This is a genomic window from Magnetospirillum sp. (assembly GCA_027532905.1).
In the GTDB taxonomy this organism is placed as follows: Bacteria; Pseudomonadota; Alphaproteobacteria; order CACIAM-22H2; family CACIAM-22H2; genus Tagaea.
This window is the reverse complement of record JAPZUA010000002.1, coordinates 793,368-810,341: the sequence shown is the minus strand read 5'-3', so window position 1 is coordinate 810,341 and position 16,974 is coordinate 793,368. Positions and strand designations below refer to the sequence as shown.

Annotated in this window: 17 protein-coding genes; 4 read left to right on the top strand and 13 right to left on the bottom strand. The window is 64.9% G+C overall.

Annotated elements, in window-relative coordinates; all coding sequences use genetic code 11:
* The first annotated feature begins 8 nt into the window (after positions 1-8).
* The 3 genes from erpA to O9320_11860 are packed head-to-tail and all read left to right on the top strand — an operon-like array spanning position 9 to position 1,504.
* On the top strand, positions 9-365 hold the full coding sequence (gene erpA / locus O9320_11870; protein MCZ8311548.1) for an iron-sulfur cluster insertion protein ErpA: 357 nt from the start codon (positions 9-11) through the stop codon (positions 363-365).
* 22 nt (positions 366-387) lie between these two features.
* Positions 388-1,158: an exodeoxyribonuclease III gene (locus tag O9320_11865; protein MCZ8311547.1), complete on the top strand. Its 771-nt coding sequence runs from the start codon at positions 388-390 to the stop codon at positions 1,156-1,158.
* Entirely contained in the window at positions 1,085-1,504 is a 420-nt protein-coding gene (locus O9320_11860; GenBank protein ID MCZ8311546.1) for a glutathione S-transferase C-terminal domain-containing protein, read from the top strand. The genes O9320_11865 and O9320_11860 overlap by 74 nt, the downstream gene beginning before the upstream one ends.
* Here O9320_11860 and O9320_11855 read toward each other — a convergent pair.
* The 13 genes from O9320_11855 to O9320_11795 form a co-directional block, all read right to left on the bottom strand.
* Entirely contained in the window at positions 1,501-2,859 is a 1,359-nt protein-coding gene (locus O9320_11855; GenBank protein ID MCZ8311545.1) for a methyl-accepting chemotaxis protein, read from the bottom strand. The genes O9320_11860 and O9320_11855 overlap by 4 nt on opposite strands.
* 160 nt (positions 2,860-3,019) lie before the next feature.
* Positions 3,020-4,747 (bottom strand): dihydroxy-acid dehydratase, encoded by a 1,728-nt coding sequence (gene ilvD / locus O9320_11850; GenBank protein MCZ8311544.1) that lies wholly within the window; start codon positions 4,745-4,747, stop codon positions 3,020-3,022.
* Positions 4,748-4,825: 78 nt separating this feature from the next.
* Positions 4,826-6,052: an MFS transporter gene (locus tag O9320_11845; protein MCZ8311543.1), complete on the bottom strand. Its 1,227-nt coding sequence runs from the start codon at positions 6,050-6,052 to the stop codon at positions 4,826-4,828.
* Positions 6,049-6,519 (bottom strand): nucleoside deaminase, encoded by a 471-nt coding sequence (locus O9320_11840; GenBank protein MCZ8311542.1) that lies wholly within the window; start codon positions 6,517-6,519, stop codon positions 6,049-6,051. Before O9320_11840 ends, O9320_11845 begins: the two co-directional genes overlap by 4 nt.
* Positions 6,516-6,914, bottom strand: coding sequence for a response regulator (locus O9320_11835; protein ID MCZ8311541.1), 399 nt, complete (start codon positions 6,912-6,914; stop codon positions 6,516-6,518). The genes O9320_11840 and O9320_11835 overlap by 4 nt, the downstream gene beginning before the upstream one ends.
* A gap of 46 nt (positions 6,915-6,960) precedes the next feature.
* Complete coding sequence (locus O9320_11830; protein ID MCZ8311540.1) at positions 6,961-9,351, bottom strand: ATP-binding protein; 2,391 nt, start codon at positions 9,349-9,351, stop codon at positions 6,961-6,963.
* Between the two features lie 21 nt (positions 9,352-9,372).
* A complete protein-coding gene (locus tag O9320_11825) occupies positions 9,373-9,708 on the bottom strand; it encodes a plastocyanin/azurin family copper-binding protein (protein ID MCZ8311539.1) in 336 nt (111 codons plus the stop codon).
* A 94-nt stretch (positions 9,709-9,802) separates the two neighbouring features.
* Entirely contained in the window at positions 9,803-11,380 is a 1,578-nt protein-coding gene (locus tag O9320_11820; protein ID MCZ8311538.1) for a CHAD domain-containing protein, read from the bottom strand.
* Positions 11,381-11,575: 195 nt separating this feature from the next.
* Positions 11,576-12,355, bottom strand: coding sequence for an SDR family oxidoreductase (locus O9320_11815; GenBank protein MCZ8311537.1), 780 nt, complete (start codon positions 12,353-12,355; stop codon positions 11,576-11,578).
* Between the two features lie 38 nt (positions 12,356-12,393).
* Positions 12,394-13,071 carry a DnaA/Hda family protein gene (locus tag O9320_11810; GenBank protein ID MCZ8311536.1) on the bottom strand — a complete coding sequence of 226 codons (678 nt, stop codon included), beginning with the start codon at positions 13,069-13,071 and terminating at the stop codon, positions 12,394-12,396.
* Between the two features lie 2 nt (positions 13,072-13,073).
* Positions 13,074-14,150 carry an AI-2E family transporter gene (locus tag O9320_11805; protein ID MCZ8311535.1) on the bottom strand — a complete coding sequence of 359 codons (1,077 nt, stop codon included), beginning with the start codon at positions 14,148-14,150 and terminating at the stop codon, positions 13,074-13,076.
* Positions 14,147-14,698: a CDP-alcohol phosphatidyltransferase family protein gene (locus tag O9320_11800; GenBank protein MCZ8311534.1), complete on the bottom strand. Its 552-nt coding sequence runs from the start codon at positions 14,696-14,698 to the stop codon at positions 14,147-14,149. The genes O9320_11805 and O9320_11800 overlap by 4 nt, the downstream gene beginning before the upstream one ends.
* Positions 14,695-15,825, bottom strand: a complete 1,131-nt coding sequence (locus tag O9320_11795) for a DUF2066 domain-containing protein (GenBank protein MCZ8311533.1) — start codon at positions 15,823-15,825, stop codon at positions 14,695-14,697. The genes O9320_11800 and O9320_11795 overlap by 4 nt, the downstream gene beginning before the upstream one ends.
* 84 nt (positions 15,826-15,909) lie before the next feature.
* On the opposite strand from O9320_11795, the gene purM reads away from it, so the two are divergent.
* Positions 15,910-16,974 carry a phosphoribosylformylglycinamidine cyclo-ligase gene (purM, locus tag O9320_11790; protein ID MCZ8311532.1) on the top strand — a complete coding sequence of 355 codons (1,065 nt, stop codon included), beginning with the start codon at positions 15,910-15,912 and terminating at the stop codon, positions 16,972-16,974.

Sequence of the window (16,974 nt, the reverse complement as noted above, 5' to 3'; positions counted from 1 at the left end):
CCCTTTAAATGTCCGACACAGCGCTTGCCGAAAAATCGGCCGAATTTGCCGTCACCGACGCCGCCGCGCGCCGGATTGCGTTCATCCTGAGCCAGGAGGAACACAAGGGCATGATGCTGCGCATCGCCGTCTCGGGCGGCGGTTGCTCGGGCTTCCAGTACGGCTTCACGTTCGACGATCGTGCAGCTGCGGGCGACCTTTTGGTCGAGCGCGAGGGCGCGAAGGTTGTGATCGACGAAACTTCGCTCGAATTGCTGGCCGGTGCCCAGATCGACTATGTCGAAGACATGATCGGCGCTTCGTTCCAGATCAAAAATCCGGTCGCCAAATCGTCGTGCGGCTGCGGCAACTCCTTCTCGGTTTAACAGCGGGCCGGGGCTTCCGCCCTTGAAAATCGCCACTTGGAACGTGAACTCGGTGCGCGCGCGCGTGCCGCATCTCGTGGCATGGCTCGGGCGTTTCGCGCCCGACGTGGTGCTGCTGCAGGAACTCAAATGCATGGACGCCGATTTCCCGATCCTGGAGATCGAAGCGACCGGCTACCGGGCCGCGTTCCAAGGCCAGAAGAGCTACAACGGGGTCGCCATCCTCGCGCGCGAAGCGATCGAAGACGTCGTGATGGGCCTGCCCGGCGATCTGGAAGACGCGCAAGCGCGCTATATCGAGGCGACCGTTTCGGGCGTGCGCGTCGCATCCATTTATTTGCCCAACGGCAATCCGAACCCCGGTCCCAAATTCGACTACAAACTCGGCTTTCTCGCCCGGCTCGAGGCACATGCGCGCGGCCTGCTCGCGCTCGAGCGGCCCGTGGTGCTCGGCGGCGACTACAATATCTGCCCGACCGCGACCGACGTGTGGGACGAAAAGGCGATGGCGGGTGACGCGCTCGTCGATCCTTTGTCGCGTGCCGCGTGGCGGCGCATCGTCAACCAAGGTTGGACGGATGCGTTGCGCCAGATCCATCCGCAACTGCGGCTCTACAGCTACTGGGACTATTTCCGCGACCGTTTCACGCACGATCACGGCTTGCGCATCGACCATCTGCTGCTGTCGCCGCAAGCGGCCGACCGGCTCATGGACGCCAATGTCGACCGCAGCCCGCGCGGCCTCGAAAAACCGTCGGACCACACGCCGGCCTGGATCGAACTACGCGGCTGACGCTTCGAACGCGGCTTTGTGCGCCGCAGGTCTGTTTGCGGCCGCGTGCGCCAGCATTGCGCAAAAACTAGCCCGTCTCGAAGAAGCACTGGGCGACGGGCCGTATTTCGCGGGTACCAATTTCGGCCTCGTCGATGCGGCGTTTGCACCCGCTTTTCGCTATTTCGACGTGTTCGACGCTATCGGGCCGACCGTCTCGTTCGTCGACCTGCCGAAAACCGCCGTATGGCGCAAAGCGCTCGCCGCACGCCCGAGCGTGCGCGACGCCGTATCGCCCGCCTATCCCGATTTGCTAAGTGACTGCCTGCTGCGCCATGAAGCCGTACTGCTGGCGCGCGCGGCCTAGATCTTATAGGCGACTCGCACGCCGCCCCAATGGCGGCCGCGGATCGAGATCGGCGCCGATACGTCTTTCATCAGCGCGAACTGGCCGTTACCCATGTCGCGCCGATAGGTCTGCACGAGGAAGGGCTGCGTGCTTCGTCCGGCCGCCAAGCCCACGCGGTCGTTGAAGATACGGCGATTGCGCGAATTGGCGGTATTCCAGGCGACGTCGTTGCCTTGCGGCTGCGAGAATTTGCGGTTGTGCGTCGGCAGATAGCCGTTGCGATCGACAGCCGCACAGAAAACGATTCGCGGATCGACACTCAGCATCGGCTCCTGGATCGCCGGAAACAGCCGGTCGGTCGCGTCGAGGAAGCGCGTGCGCACTTGCTGCGGATTGGTGCCTGCGATGGGCGCGTACTGCTCGTCGAACAGGTCGGCGGTCGACAGGCGCCCGCTTTCCAATTCGGCCTCGAGAGCCGCTTCGATCTTGGCAGCTGCTTCTTTGGCCGCATTGATGAAGGGGCTATCCACCGTTTCGATGCCCGACGACGCAGTGGCTGCGATCAGCCGCTCGCCCATGCCGACCAAGCGGTCGACCCGCGCTTGCGTATTGTCGAGCGCTTTGCGCGACGCGTCGTTGGTGGCGGTCAGATCGCCCATCGCCTCGCTCACGCTTTGCGAGCGCGTGTCGATGTTGCCGACGGCATCGGTGATCTGGCCCAGGCGTTCGGACACGTCGCGCACATGCACGCTGATCCCGCCCATCACCTCGGCGATCGCGGCCCCGCCTTGTTCGGCCGATTTCGCGCGCTGCAGCGAATTTTCCGATTGGCCGATCAAGCGCGAAGCCTGCTGGCCCAGCGTTTTGAGCGTCGCGTCGATTTCGCCGGTCGCCTCGGCCGTCTGCCGCGCGAGCGCCTTCACTTCGCTTGCGACGACCGCAAAGCCCTTGCCCGCATCGCCTGCACGCGCCGCCTCGATCGTTGCGTTGAGCGCCAAGAGATTCGTCTGTCGCGCGATCGCGTCAATGCCTTTGGCCACGCGCCCGATCCCGTCGAGAGCGGCGCGCAGACCGGTGAGGTCGCTCGCAATGCCGCGTGTGATCTCGACCAGGGCCGCGATTTCGCGAATGGCGCCGTCGACCTGCGTCTTCGACGCCGTCATTTCGCCGGAGACGCGCTGGGCCAATGTCCCCGCTTCGCCGGCCGCCGTTGCGACCTGATGGTTGGCCGCACTGAGTTCGGCCGTTGCCACGCGCACCGAATCGAAACGTTCGATCTGTACTTTCAGGTTGGCGGTGAGTTCGCCCACGAACCCTGCGACATCGGCAATTTCGACGCCAAGCGTACCTGCCTCGGTCGCAACGGTCTGCATCAGCTCTTTCGCTTGATCGCTCGCGGACGACAAGGGCATTTGCGCCTCTCCTGGTTTTTTGGCTCGTTTTTAGAACAATCTACTATTTTCCTACCGGTCGCATACGCCAAGTTAAAGAAGGTTTAACGTTTAGATACGACGCCAACTTTTGCCGCCGCCGTCAGATGTCGGCATAGCTGTGCGTTTCTTTGGAAGCACCCGGATGCGTGACCGCCCCAAATGCTGCACTCCCTACGGTCTGGCAGTATTTCCAAAGCGACCCGCTCTGATAGTCGTGCGGGCGCGGCTTCCAATCGGCCTTGCGGGCGGCAAGCTCGGTATCCGACACTTCGAGCGTGAGGCGCCCGGTTTCGGCGTCGATCGTGATGATGTCGCCGTCTTTGACGAGCCCGATGGGGCCGCCCGCCGCGGCCTCGGGGCACACATGCCCGACGCAGAAGCCGCGTGTGCCGCCCGAAAAGCGCCCGTCGGTGATGAGCGCGATCTCCTCGCCCTTGCCCCAACCGTAGAGGGCAGCCGTCGTCGACAGCATTTCGCGCATGCCCGGCCCGCCCTTGGGCCCTTCGTTGCGAATGACCATGACTTGGCCATCCTTGATGTCGCGCTTCAGCACGGCGGCGAGTGCCTCTTCCTCGCGCTCGAACACGCGCGCAGGCCCGCGGAATTGCTGCTTCTTGAGGCCCGCCACCTTCACGATCGCACCCTCGGGCGCAAGATTACCCTTCAAGCCCACCACGCCGCCGGTCGCCGTCAGCGGGTTCTTCACGCGATAGACGACCTTTTGGTTTTCCGGGAACACGACGTCTTTCAGATTTTCGGCGATCGTCTTGCCGGTCACGGTCATGCAGTCGCCGTGCAGGAAGCCCGCATCGAGCAGTTCCTTCATAACAACCGGAATGCCGCCGACCGAATAGAGATCGACTGCCGTGTATTTGCCGCCCGGCATCAGATCGGCAATGTAGGGCGTGGAGCGGAAGATCTCGGCGACGTCGGTGAGATCGAACTTGATGCCGCATTCGTGTGCCATCGCGGGCAGATGCAAAGCGGCGTTGGTGGACCCGCCGGTCGCCGCCACCACGCGTGCAGCGTTTTCGAGCGCCTTGCGGGTGACGATGTCGCGCGGACGGATGTTGCGGCGAATGAGTTCGACGACCTGCTCGCCCGAGGCCACGCACCAGCGGTCGCGGCTCTCGTAGGGCGCCGGTGTGCCGGCCGAACCCGGCAGTGCCAAGCCGATCGCCTCAGACACGCACGCCATAGTATTGGCCGTGAACTGGCCGCCGCACGACCCGCCGGTCGGCAAAGCGACCTGCTCGAGATGTTCGAGATCGGCGTCCGACATTTTGCCGGCCGCATTGGCGCCGACACCCTCGAACACGTCGACGATCGTCACGTCGCGACCCTTGAAGCGGCCCGGCAAAATCGTACCGCCATAGACGAAGACTGACGGCACGTTGAGGCGCAGCATCGCCATCATAAGGCCCGGCAGCGTCTTGTCGCAGCCCGCGAGCCCGACGAGCGCGTCGTAGCAATGGGCGCGCACCGAAAGCTCGACCGAATCTGCGATCACTTCGCGACTGGCTAGCGAGCTGTGCATGCCGGCATGGCCCATCGCGATGCCGTCGGTGACGGTGATGGTCGTGAATTCGCGCGGCGTGCCGCCGGCGGCGGCAACGCCCTTCTTGGCGGCCTGCGCCTGGCGCGAAAGCGTGATGTTGCAAGGCGCAGCCTCGTTCCACGTCGTCACGACGCCGACCAGGGGCTGCGCAATCTGTTCTTTGGACAAGCCCATCGCATAGAGCATTGCCCGGTGGGCCGCACTCGTGGGGCCGACGGTGGTATGGCGACTCGGCAGTTTCGACTTGTCGATGGGCGTGTTGTTGGTCATGGCGCGTCCGGCTCCCCTTGACGATTATGGCGGCGAATCTAGCCCGAGCCGGTGCATTTTGTGTAGTTTTTTAAACGCCTACGCGGGCCGCGCGCGCCACGCGGCGAGCGTGCCGACGAAGGCGATGGTTGGCAGCACGCCGAAGGCGATCGCATAGGCTTGCGCATCGTAGACGCGGGCACCTTCCACGAGCGCGCCATACCAATTGGCGTCGAGCAAGGCGCCGATCAGTGGCTGGAACAGCGCGCCCGACCCCACGACGCCGGTATTTACGATGCCGTAGACGGCCCCGCTCGTTTCCGGCGGATTGCTTTCCCGCGCAGCCCCGTAGCTCAAGATCATGCTCGATGCACCCACGCCGTTCAAAAACAGCAGAATCGCGGCGAGCGCCCACGGCAAGGCAGGCAAATAGAGCAACAGCAGCAGGCTTGCGGTCATTGCGGCACCGCCCGCGACCATGATCGGCTTGCGCTGCCGAATGCGGTCGGCGAGCAGGCCGATCAAGGGGGCGCCAACGGCCCAGCCGAGAAACATTGTGCTCGCAAGCCCGGCTGCGGCCGTGCGCGAATAGCCGTGCACGGTTTCGAACCACGGGACCGCCCACAGCCCCGCAAAGGCCAGCATCGTACCCGTCATGGCCATGCCGTAGATCGCATGCAGCCAAGTCTGGCCGTTCGCCGCCGCCACCCGCAAGCCTGCCGCCAAGCGCGGGCGCGTACTTTCGGCCGTTTGCGGCGGCCGCTCCGGGATCGTTGCGTAGAGCCCAACCGCGATTGCAGCCCCCACGACCGCCAAACCGCCCAAAGCGCCGCGCCAGCCCCATTCGCCGACTATCACGGCCAAGGGGGCTTGGCCCAGCATGGCCCCTGCCATGCCGCCGGCCTGGGCAATGCCCGTCAGCACCGAAAAACGCGACGCGGGCAGCCACAATGTCGCGACCGTAAGGATGCCGATCCACGCAAACGACGCACCGAGCCCGATCATCGCGCGCCCGACATAGGCGAACTCGACCATCGGGGCGGTCGCAAAGACGAGCGCGCCGAGGGCCGACAAGGCCGCCGCCCCGCTCATCAATCGGCGCGGCCCGTAGCGGTCGATCAGCACGCCGACCGGTATCTGCATGCCGGCGTAGGCGTAGAAATAGATCGACGACAAAGTGCCGAGCACCGTGCCGCCCAACGCGAACGCCGCCATCAGATCTCCGACGACGACCGAGGTCGCCACACGCTGCACGAACTCATGGCAGAAATAGGCACTCGCCAACGCAAAGGCGGCGTAGCCGCGCAAGAGGCTCGGTGCGCTCAATACTCGACGCGATCGGGCTTGGCGAACCATGCGGCGAACACGGCCTGCGCCTCGTCGGCCAGCAGCCGGTTGGTCGGCAGGCCTCGCCCGTCGATGGGCAAGGCGACTTCGCGATAGAACGCTTCGTCGTCGAAACCGATCGCGGCGGCATCCTGGCGGTTCGCGGCGTAGCACATGCGGCTCGCGCGCGACCACAGGATCGCCCCCATGCACATCGGGCACGGCTCGCAGCTCGTGAAAATCGTTGCCCCTTCGAGATCGAATGTGCCGAGCCGCGCGCACGCGTCGCGTATCGCGACGATCTCGGCATGCGCGGTCGGGTCTTTCGTGGCGACGACGCGGTTCCAGCCCTCGCCGACGATGGCACCGTCCTTGACGACGACGGCCCCGAACGGTCCGCCCTCGCCCGCACGCATGCGTTCGTCGGCGAGCTGTATCGCGCGGCGCATAAAAAGAATGTCGGTCATTTTGCCTGCTTGTGCTGCAAGACGGCGAGGATCTTCTGGCCGAGCTGGGCCGGCGAAAACGGCTTCACCACGTAGGCGTCCACGCCGTTCTCGCGCGCCTGCACCACGAATTCGGGGCTCGCTTTGCCGGTCAGCATGATGAACGGCATGGTCGGCCATTTGTGGCGCACGGCTTTGAGGAGCTGCAGCCCTGTCATTTCCGGCATGTTCCAATCCGAAATCACGAGTTCGAATTTCTGCATGCCGGCGTTCAGAATGTCGAGTGCTTCGGCCCCGTCGCGCGCGGTCGACACGTACGGAATCTTGAGCTGGCGCAGCACGGTCTGCGCGATCTTCACGGCAAAGGCGTCGTCCTCGACCAGAAGCACCGAGAGGTTCGAAAAGAGTTGGTCCATGGAAGCGCCGGGCTGCATGTTTTCGTCCTATCCGTTCGTCGGCCGATCACGATGCGGCAGCGAGATGGTTTGCGTAGCGCTGCTCGAGTGCCGAAATGCCGACTTCGATATGTGCGCCAAGTCTATCGCAGATGTGGCCCGCCGTCACAAAGTCGCCGAACTCGCCCGCGAATTCAAGATCGCGTGCCGCACGGAAGGTCTGCGCCAACCCCATGCTCGCGGCCGCACTTTTGAGCGAGTGCGCGGCGCGGATCCAGTCCTGATCCGCGCCAGCGGCGCGTGCCGCCAGAAGCTGTGCAAGCAGTTCGCGGGCATTGAGCGCGTAGTCGACGACCAGCGAAGCGACGATTTCAGCGCCCATCTGCGTTTCGAGATCGCCGATCACACTTTCGTCGAGCACCGCTCGGCTCGTGTCGAGCCGCTCCTGCACGCTGGGACCCGCGGGTGCGCCGCCGCTTTCGGCCGCCTGCGCCTGGGCTTCCAGCACGCCCGTCGCGCGCAACAAAGCGGCCGACAGCGCGTCGGGCGATATGGGTTTGGCGATATAGTCGTTCATGCCTGCGGCAAGGCAGTTGTCGATGTCGGACTGCATGGCACCCGCCGTCGCGGCGACGATCCACACGGCATTTTGCGGCGGTTCGAGCGCGCGGATCGCACGCGTCGCCTCGATGCCGTCCATGACCGGCATGTTCATGTCCATCAGCACGAGATCGAACGTGCCGGCGCGCAACGCCTCCACGGCTTCGGCGCCGTTGTCGACGATCTCGACGACGTGCCCGCCCTGTTTGAGCAGGCCCAGCGCGACCTTCTGGTTCACGAGATTGTCTTCGGCCACAAGAATGCGCAGCGGCCGCGCCGTGGCGGCGGGTGCGTGTGCGGCCGCGCGCGGCTCGATGCCGATCGGCAGCGTCAGTTCGAAATGGAACTCCGAACCCTTGCCCGGTTCGCTGTCGACGCCGATGTCGCCGCCCATGGCCTCGACGAGCCGACGGCTGATCGCGAGGCCCAGACCGGTGCCGCCGAAGCGCCGCGATATCGACGAGTCCGCCTGCACGAAACTGCCGAACAATTTGGCCTTGGCCGCTGCGGAAATGCCGATGCCTGTATCGCGTACGCCGACGCGTACGCGCGCATAAGGCTCGTCGGGATTGTCGAGCTCAAGCCGCTGCACCTCGACGCGCACGCCGCCGCGTTCGGTGAATTTGACGGCATTGCCGATCAGATTGAGCAGCACCTGGCGCACGCGACCCGGATCGCCGCGCAAATACTGCGGCACGTCGGCATCGACATCGCCCGTCAGCGCAATGCCCTTCTCGTCGCTTTTGGCCTTCATCAATGCGACCGCGTCGGCGACCGCTTGGCGCATGTCGAAATCGATGCTCTCGACCTCGAGCCGCCCGGCTTCGAGCTTCGAATAGTCGAGAATGTCGTTGAGGATCTGCAGCAGCGACAGGCCGCTGTCGAGGATGAGGCGCGCATTGTCGCGTTGCTCGTGCGAGAGGTCGGTTCCGAGCATCAAACGGCTCAAGCCGATGATGCCGTTCATCGGCGTGCGTATCTCGTGGCTCATCATTGCCAGAAACTCCGACTTCACCTTCGTCGCGAGTTCCGCACGGTCGCGCGCGTCGCGGATGTCGAGCATGGCCTGTTTGAACACCGCCATGGCGCGGGCCGTGTCGCCGAGTTCGTCGCGCCGCTCGGCGTAGAGGATGTTCACGTCCGCGTCGCCGCGCGCGATCTTGCGCATCTTGCGGTTCAGCACGTCGAGCGGCAGCACGATATTGCGCACCAGCAGCACGCCCACGCCAGCGAGCGCCAAGGCTGCCGCCGCCAAGGCGATCAGCACGCGTTTGCGCGTCGCGTCAATCGTGTCGGCCGCATCTTCGCGGAACACGTAGCCCGCATCGGCTGCGATCTGCGTCAGGATCTCGAGATCCTGGCGCACGCGGTCGCCGAGTTCCACTTGCGTCGAGGCCATGCCGCCGCCGGCAAGCCAAGCCTCGATGTCGCGCCGGACGCGGGCCACCATCTCCTCGATTTCCGCGGCCGTGGCGCGCTCGAGAACCACCTGCAGATTCTTGTCGAGATCCTCCAGCAGCGCCATATCGTGCCGGACGCGCCCCACCATATCCTCGATCTCGGCCTTCGTCGTGCGCTCGAGCACGCCCTGCAAATCCCTCTCGAGCTCTTCGCGCGCGGCCGCCGTATCGTCAGTTGCGGTCTGCGCGTTGGTCCCAATTTCGTATTTACGACGCTCGATGATCGCGAATTGGGTCTGCGCCAAACGCGCGAAATTGATGGTCTGCAGCGGGCCGTCGTACATCTGGACGGTGAGTCGGCCGAGCGTGTCGGTCGCCCATGTCGCAACCGTGCCTGCAACTGCCGCTGCCAGCAGTGCGATCAGCAGGGCAGCGACGAGCTTGAAGCGGATCGACAAGGGCGTTCGCCGTTTCTGCCGCTATTCGACGACGATCTGCATCGCCATGCGTGGATGAATCCGGCATTTGACGGCAAACGTACCGGCGCGCCGAAACGGAACCGAAATTCGTGTGTTGGGACCCTGGCGGCCGACGTCGAACTCGCCGCCCGAGGTCTCCGAATAGACATTGTGGCCGAACGGATCGCCGTTGACGAACACGACCTGTCCGCCGGCGCGGATGCGGACTTCTTTGGCGTCGAAATCGATCTCGCGTTGCACCACCGTTGCTTCGTTGGCGGGGCTCTGCGCAAGAAGCGTTTGCGCGAGCGCAAAGCTCGCAAAAGCACCTGTCGCAACGACCAGGAATCCACGCATCGTTTTGCTCCCCTTCTAGACGGTCGAGTATAGCAAAACCGCACGCCGAACAAATCGGCAATCTACGATTCGCGCGGGGCTTGCGAAGGTTACGCTACTTCCAGAAAGGGCGGGCGTCTGCAAAAGATTGCCAAATCTCAGGCAAGTGTTCGAGATCGCCGCGTACGCGGGCGGCGATCCAGCCTGTGACGATGCCGTCGGCGCGCGCCAGCAAAGCGGGCGGCAGATTGCCCTCGGTACGCGCGAGTTCCGCCAGCAGCGCTTTGGCGACGGCCGCATCGTTCAGCGAGCCCAGATGCGCCTGCACCTCGGCGAGGGCCGAAAGATAAGGCTTGGTGAGCTTGCGCGGGAACAGCGTGCGGAAAAACTCGGCCGTGTAGCGCAGCTTCTTGCACCGGATGCGCAGCTCGTGCAGCTCGACTTCTTCAAGATCGCCGATCGCCTCGCCGATGCGCACCGCCTTGCGATGCAGTTTTTTCAAGGTCGCGGCGGCAAAATCGCGGGCTGGCAGATTGCGCCACGCCCCCATGCTCGCTTCCCAACTGCCGCCCTCCCACCACGCCTCGACATCGACAAGCGCGACCGCCAACTTTTCGGAGGTCAGAGTCTGCGCCATCGCATCATAGGCGCGCCCGCGCGCCGTTTCGGCCGCTTGCGTCACGCGCGTGAGGCCGGGCTCGTCGGCGAGGTGGTTTGCGAGCGGTCGCAGCAAATCGCCGCCGAACACATCCCAATCGCGCGCTGCCCCGCAGGCAGCGGCAATCCAGCGCAGATTGTCGGAAGCAGCACGCCGCTCCTCTTCGGGCAGAACGTCGGCGAACGACGACAGCGCCGAACGCAGGCGGCGCAAGGCCACACGCAGCTGATGCACGCCGGCCGCTACCGGGGCAGCCCGCACGAGGCTTTCGTTGGCGCGCACATGGCGGAAACACTGGCGACCGATCGCACGGAACGCTTCGCCCACGCTTGCTTGCGCGTCGAGTTCCAGGCTCTCGGCGCGCGCAGCCTCCAACGTCGGCGTCGCGCCCGGCAACGTGCGCGCAAGTTTGTAGCCGCGCTCGGCCTTGCTTCGCGCTTCGAACTGGGCCGGGACGAGCGTCATGATCGTGCGTGCGAGCGCATAGAGATCGAGCGCCGTGCCCGAGACCAGTTCGAGCTCGATCTCCGCAATCGCATGTGTGCCCTGCGGTGCTTCGATGGTGCCGCTGTCGAGGGCGAGTTCGATGAGGCTTGCACCCTGGCGCACATGCACAAGACGGCGCGAGAACACGGTCGTGAAAAGCGCTGCAAGTTGGCGGCGCAGCTTTTCCTTGGAAAGCAGCTTGCGTGCGTCTTTGTCGTCGATCTCGGCGAGCCACGCATCGTCGATGACCGGCGTTTCGCCGACGATCATGCGCTCCCACTCGCCGCGCGCGAGCGCGCCCAGTGTTGGGTGGTGCGCAGTCTTCAGCGTCTGAATGCGCCGTTTGCCGTCGCGGCGCACGCGCAGCGCTATCCCGGCCTCGAGCAGGCGCAAATCGGGCGTGTCGAAATAGGTCGTCGAGAAGCGCTTGCGCCGCACAGGTCCAGCAGCAATCGCCTGCATCTCGGGTGCTTTGAGCAACCGCGCGAAGGATGCGGCGGGAACAGCGAGCTTGAGCTCGATCTCCGCCGTTTTTGCCGCCGTCGCCATTGCCGAAACGCCCGCTTGCAGAAGAGGTTTGCCGAAGGCGCAAACGTTACGCAGCAGCCTCCCAATGCTGCAAGCCGCAAACCATTACGGTTTTATGACGCGCCACCCCTTCGCGTCGGAATCCTCATTGATCACAGCGCATTACTGCCAATTATCTGATTACAGAAAAATGGCACAAAGGCCCCAGACAAATGCCTAAAGCGTGCCCGGAAAGGCACCGCCGTCGAGCACGATGTTTTGGCCGACGACAAAGCCTGCATGCGCACTGCACAAAAACGCACAAGCCGCCCCGAACTCTTCGATCGTGCCGAAGCGCTCGGCCGGATTTGCAAGGCGTCGCTCTTCACGCAGCGCATCGACCGGCCGACCGCTCGTCTTGGAGCCGGCCGCGAAGACCGAGCGCAGACGGTCGGTTTCAAACGGGCCCGGCAAGAGGCCGTTTATCGTCACGTTGTGCTTGGCGACTTGGCGCGACAGGCCGGCAACGAAGCCGGTGAGGCCAGCGCGTGCACCGTTCGACAGGCCCAGATTGGCGATCGGATTTTTGACGGCCGCCGATGTGATGTTGACGATGCGCCCGAATTTTCGCGCGATCATGCTGTCGATCGTCGCACGGATCAGCATGATCGGCGTCACCATGTTGGCCTCGACGGCCGCATGCCACGCCTTTTCGTCCCAGGCACGAAAGTCGCCGGGCGGCGGGCCGCCGGCATTGTTCACGAGAATGTCCGGATCCGGGCAGGCCGCCAACAAGGCGGCGCGGCCCTCGTGCGTGGTCACGTCGGCCGCAACGGCGACTACGTGGACGCCGAAATCGGCGCGGATCTCGGCAGCCGTCGCCTCGAGCGCTTCGGCACCGCGCGCATTGACGACCAGCGACACGCCTTCGGCCGCAAGCGCACGTGCACAACCCTTGCCGAGGCCCTTCGATGCCGCACACACGATCGCCTTGCGCCCTTTGATGCCCAGATCCATCTTCCGTCTCCTTCGTCTTTGCTGTGTTGGTCGTCAGTCTATGCCGCGAAGCCCGCGTCGCGCAAAACTTCGCGCGCGAGCGGAATGCTGGCGGGCCGCTTGCCCGCAAGGCTCGCGGCATCGAGGTCTGCCGCGATGCGCGCGACAGCGCCAAGCGAGCGGTCGAGCCGCGTTACGATGTAGCGCACAGTTTCGGCCGGTACGCGCATTTGGCGGTCGGCGAATTGTTTGACGAGCACCGCCTCCACGAGGCTTTCGTCGGGCGCTGCGATTTCGACCGCCGCAAGGGCGCGAAGGCGCGAGGCCAAATCGGGCAACGTGATCTGCCAGCGCGCAGGTGCCGCACGCGCGGTCAGCAGCATGTGGCCGCCGCGTTCGGCGAGCGAATTGTAAAGATGCAGCCACGCGACGGGCTCGGGCGGGATGCGGTCGACGTCTTCGAGCACGATCGCCTTGGCATTCCCCAGCAATGTGGGCACGGATGCGACGGCAAGGTCGCGCGCTGCGATCTGCACGGCCGACGCGCGCAGCTGCCACGTCGCCGCCAGATGGGTTTTGCCGCAACCCGTTTCGCCCCACACGACGAGGCCCGGCGACGGCCAGTCCGGCCACGCATCGAGCCACGCGACGGCCGCACGGTTGGCGTCCGCTACGAGAAAATCGCTGCCGCCCAAAGCCGGGCGATGCGGCAGCACCAACGGCAGTTGGGCGGGCATGTTCACGCGCCGGGACCGCGATAGAGCGAACTTGCCAGATAGCGCTGCAGCGCAAAGCGCGCCAGAACGCCGACGGCGGCGGCGATCGGGATCGCCAACAGCACACCCGTGAAGCCGAACAGGCCGCCGCCCGCGAAGATCGCGAACAGCATCCACAACGGATGCAAGCCCACGCGGTCGCCGACGAGTTTAGGCGACACAAAATTGCCCTCGAGGAACTGGCCGAGCAGAAACACCGCGACGACGAGGCCGAAATCGATCCAGGACGGAAACTGGAAAAACGCGATCGCAAGCCCAGTCGCCATGCCGACGAACATGCCGACATAGGGAATGAAACTCAGCATGCCGGTCATGAGCCCGACGAGCAGGCCGTAGTTAAGACCCGTCAGCGTGAGGCCGACCGCGTAAAACACCGCCAGAAAAAGGCAGACCAGCGCCTGGCCGCGCAGGAAACCCGCCATCCGCGCATCGATCTCCTGCAGAAGTCCGCGGATCGTCTGCGCGTATTGACGAGGCAGCCAGCTGTCGATCTTTTCCTGCACTTTGCGCCAGTCGCGCACGAGATAGAACACAACGACCGGCGTGATGAACACAAGCGACAGCACGTTGACGACGGCAAGCCCGCCGCTGATAACGCTGCCTGCCGCGCGCAGCAGCCAGGCAGTCGCGGTGCGCACCGCGTCGCCCGCCCCGCTCAATTGCTGCATTTCGACCGCACTCGCCTTGTCGAAAAAATCCTCGAGATAGGGTTTGGCGAGCTCGAAGCCCTGGCGCGCAATGACCGCGAGCCGCTCGGCAAGCCCTGCGAGCTGCGCGTTAAGCACAGGTGCGAGCAGTACGACCGCAAGCGTGAGCAGTGCGAAGAACGAGATCGTGACGATCGCCGCACCGCCCGCGCGCGGAATGCGCCAGCGCTCGAGCCGGTCGACGACCGGATCGATCAGATAAGCCACGATGAACGCGACCACGAACGGCAACAGCACGCCGCTTAGCGTGTAGAGGATCAAGAAAAGGCTTAAACCCAGTCCCGTCCAGATCAAAGCCCGGCCCCAGCCCGGCGTCTGCTTTGGCTCGTTCATCGCGCGTTTTCTTCCCTATGCGCCAAACGCCGCGTCCACCGCACCGTATAGGCGAGCCCAGAGCCGCAGGTCGTGGCTGCCGTCGCCGCGATCGCATACGGCCGCAGCATATCCCAGACGAGACCGACGCCCAATTCGGCGAGCACGCCGGCCGCAAGCAGGATCTGCAGTGTGGTGTTGAGTTTGCTGATCCACATCGGATCGGCCTTGAACTCGCCCGTCATCGCGATCACGACAATGGCGCCTGCGACGATCACAAGATCGCGAAAAATGACCATGATGGTTAGCCACAGCGGCAGATGGCCCGTGAGCCCCAATACGAGAAATACCGACACGAGCAATGCCTTGTCGGCCAACGGATCGAGATAGGAGCCCAGCTCGGATTCCCAGCCGAATCGTTTGGCAAGGAACCCGTCGAGCGCGTCAGTTGCACCTGCGGTCACGAACAGCCAGAAGGCCCAATCGAACTCGCCTGACAGCATGAGCCAAACTGCGACCGGGACCGCGACAAGCCGTGCAAACGACAGAATATTTGGCAGGTTTCTCACGGCGCGCGCGTGCCAGTCCCAGCCAACGACAAGGTCCAGGCGCCGTCCTGTTCGCCCAGGCTCATGTCGCGCAACGCAAGCGCCGTGCGCAGCGTTTCGATCGCCCCTTCGTGCCGGATATCGACGATGGCCCCACCGCGCCCGAGTACGAGCAAATCGACTTGGCGCACGGCGGCGATTTCGGCCAAGCGGCGGCGCACCAGCACCCATTCGTCGAGATTGGCGACCGGAATTGCCGCGCGCAACAGCGCCGTTTCCCCGCCTTGCGTCGAAACTTCAGCCTTCCAGCGCTCCTCGATCAGCGACGCCGCCGCCGCCGCCAGACGCGGCCACGCCGCCTCCGGCGTTTCACGCGGGCCCAAGCGGAACGTGGCACTCCAATCCGTGTTCGGGGCGGCTGCACCCGTGCGCACAAACTGCATGTTCACGGCAGGCCCGCCCGGCGCGTTGGGATCGAGTTCGGCTGCCACCACGATGGCGCCTTGCGCGCGGCTGCGCTCGGCAAGGGCGCGCAAGCGCGGCCGGTCGATGGCGGCTGCTTGGTCGGCAGCGATAAGCGCCACATCGTCGAGATCGCCCGCCGGCACCGACCAAGGCTGCAAACCGTCGGACGGCGGCACGCTGGCCCAGCCGGTGCGCCACAGATTGTCTTCTTCCCACAGCAGCGCTTGGCCGTCCTGGACGAGCACGGGAACCACGAGTACGCGCCTGCCCGGCGTTTCGGCGTAGGCGATGCTGCGCGCACGCAGAAGATCGCGCACGGACGCCGGGCGGAAGCGGAAGCCGAACGCGCCGATCCAGCGTGTGCCCGAGCCACGCTCGTTTTCGACCTCGAAGCTGTCGATCAGCCCCGCAAGCTCGGCGGCTGGAAGGTTGCCGAGGGCCATGCGCCCGTCGGCAGGTGCGATCCGCGCCAACAACCGACGCCACGCTAGGCGCTGCCCGTCGAGGATCGCCTGCTCGCGCGCGAGGCTCGCAGTGGCGGCCGAGCGGTCGACTTCCACGCCGCGCAGCCAATAGACCTCGGCCACACTGGCCGCCGCGCTCTGCGCAAAGGCCGGGCCTGCGGGAAACAGCGCCGCAAAAGCGAGCATCCAAAGAGCCAGATAAAATCCGCGCAGCGCCATTGCAAACCGTTCCGAATCCTTTAATTTCCGCCCGTCGCCGGACGACGGGACTGTTGTTATAGCCAATCCGGCAAAGGGGCGCCAATGAGCACGAACCGTTACGCCGAAGCCGGGGTCGATATCGATGCCGGCGAAGCTTTGGTCGAAGCCATCAAGCCGATGGCCAAATCGACGCGCCGGCCCGGTTCGGACGCAGGCCTCGGCGGGTTCGGCGCCCTTTTCGACATCAAAGCTGCCGGCTTTAAAGACCCGATCCTGGTCGCCACGACCGACGGCGTCGGCACCAAGCTCAAAATCGCGATCGAAGCCAACCGACACGATACGGTCGGCATCGATCTCGTGGCCATGTGCGTGAACGACCTCGTCGTGCAGGGGGCCGAGCCGCTGTTCTTCCTCGACTATTTTGCGACCGGCAAGCTCGACGTGGCGGCCGCCAAAACGATCATGGCCAGCATCGCCGAAGGCTGCCGGATTGCCGGCTGCGCACTCGTGGGCGGCGAAACGGCCGAGATGCCGGGGATGTATTCGCGCGGCGACTACGATCTGGCGGGGTTTGCGGTCGGCGCCCTCGAGCGCGGCACGTCGATCGACGGCAGTCATGTCGCCGCGGGCGACGTGGTGCTGGGGCTGCCCTCGTCGGGCGTGCACTCGAACGGCTTCTCGCTCGTGCGCCGCGTGGTGCACGCAGCCGAACTTGCGTGGGATGCCCCCGCCCCATTTGCGCAAGACCGATCCGTCGCCAATGCGTTGCTCACGCCGACGCGCATCTACGTCAAAAGCTGCCTCGCACTTGCCAAAGCGGGCGAGGTTGCCGCAATGGCGCATATCACCGGCGGCGGGCTCGTCGAGAACGTGCCGCGCGTGATCCCGGAAAATCTCCAGGTGCGGCTCGATGCGCGCAGCTGGGCCTTGCCGCCGGTCTTCAAATGGCTGGCGCGCAGCGGCCAGATCGCGCGCGAAGAACTCACGCGCGTGTTCAATTGCGGCATCGGCATGGTCGTCGTGGTGCCGGCCGCCAAACTGGCGGCGGCCAAGGCGACACTTGAAGCTGCGGGCGAAACGCCGATCGAGATCGGCCGCGTGGTGCCAAAGCCCGATGGCGAAGCGCCAGGCTGCGTCGTCGACCATCTCGACAATTGGCAAATCTAA

Bases quoted from the DNA above. Each gene is read 5' to 3' on its own strand.
- ilvD (MCZ8311544.1), bottom strand. From the start codon at position 4,747: ATGACCAACAACACGCCCATCGACAAGTCGAAACTGCCGAGTCGCCAT.
- erpA (MCZ8311548.1), top strand. From the start codon at position 9: ATGTCCGACACAGCGCTTGCCGAAAAATCGGCCGAATTTGCCGTCACC.
- O9320_11860 (MCZ8311546.1), top strand. From the start codon at position 1,085: ATGTCGACCGCAGCCCGCGCGGCCTCGAAAAACCGTCGGACCACACGC.
- O9320_11840 (MCZ8311542.1), bottom strand. From the start codon at position 6,519: ATGACCGACATTCTTTTTATGCGCCGCGCGATACAGCTCGCCGACGAA.
- O9320_11795 (MCZ8311533.1), bottom strand. From the start codon at position 15,825: ATGGCGCTGCGCGGATTTTATCTGGCTCTTTGGATGCTCGCTTTTGCG.
- O9320_11805 (MCZ8311535.1), bottom strand. From the start codon at position 14,150: ATGAACGAGCCAAAGCAGACGCCGGGCTGGGGCCGGGCTTTGATCTGG.
- O9320_11855 (MCZ8311545.1), bottom strand. From the start codon at position 2,859: ATGCAGACCGTTGCGACCGAGGCAGGTACGCTTGGCGTCGAAATTGCC.
- O9320_11810 (MCZ8311536.1), bottom strand. From the start codon at position 13,071: ATGCCCGCCCAACTGCCGTTGGTGCTGCCGCATCGCCCGGCTTTGGGC.
- O9320_11820 (MCZ8311538.1), bottom strand. From the start codon at position 11,380: ATGGCGACGGCGGCAAAAACGGCGGAGATCGAGCTCAAGCTCGCTGTT.
- O9320_11835 (MCZ8311541.1), bottom strand. From the start codon at position 6,914: ATGGACCAACTCTTTTCGAACCTCTCGGTGCTTCTGGTCGAGGACGAC.
- purM (MCZ8311532.1), top strand. From the start codon at position 15,910: ATGAGCACGAACCGTTACGCCGAAGCCGGGGTCGATATCGATGCCGGC.
- O9320_11825 (MCZ8311539.1), bottom strand. From the start codon at position 9,708: ATGCGTGGATTCCTGGTCGTTGCGACAGGTGCTTTTGCGAGCTTTGCG.
- O9320_11815 (MCZ8311537.1), bottom strand. From the start codon at position 12,355: ATGGATCTGGGCATCAAAGGGCGCAAGGCGATCGTGTGTGCGGCATCG.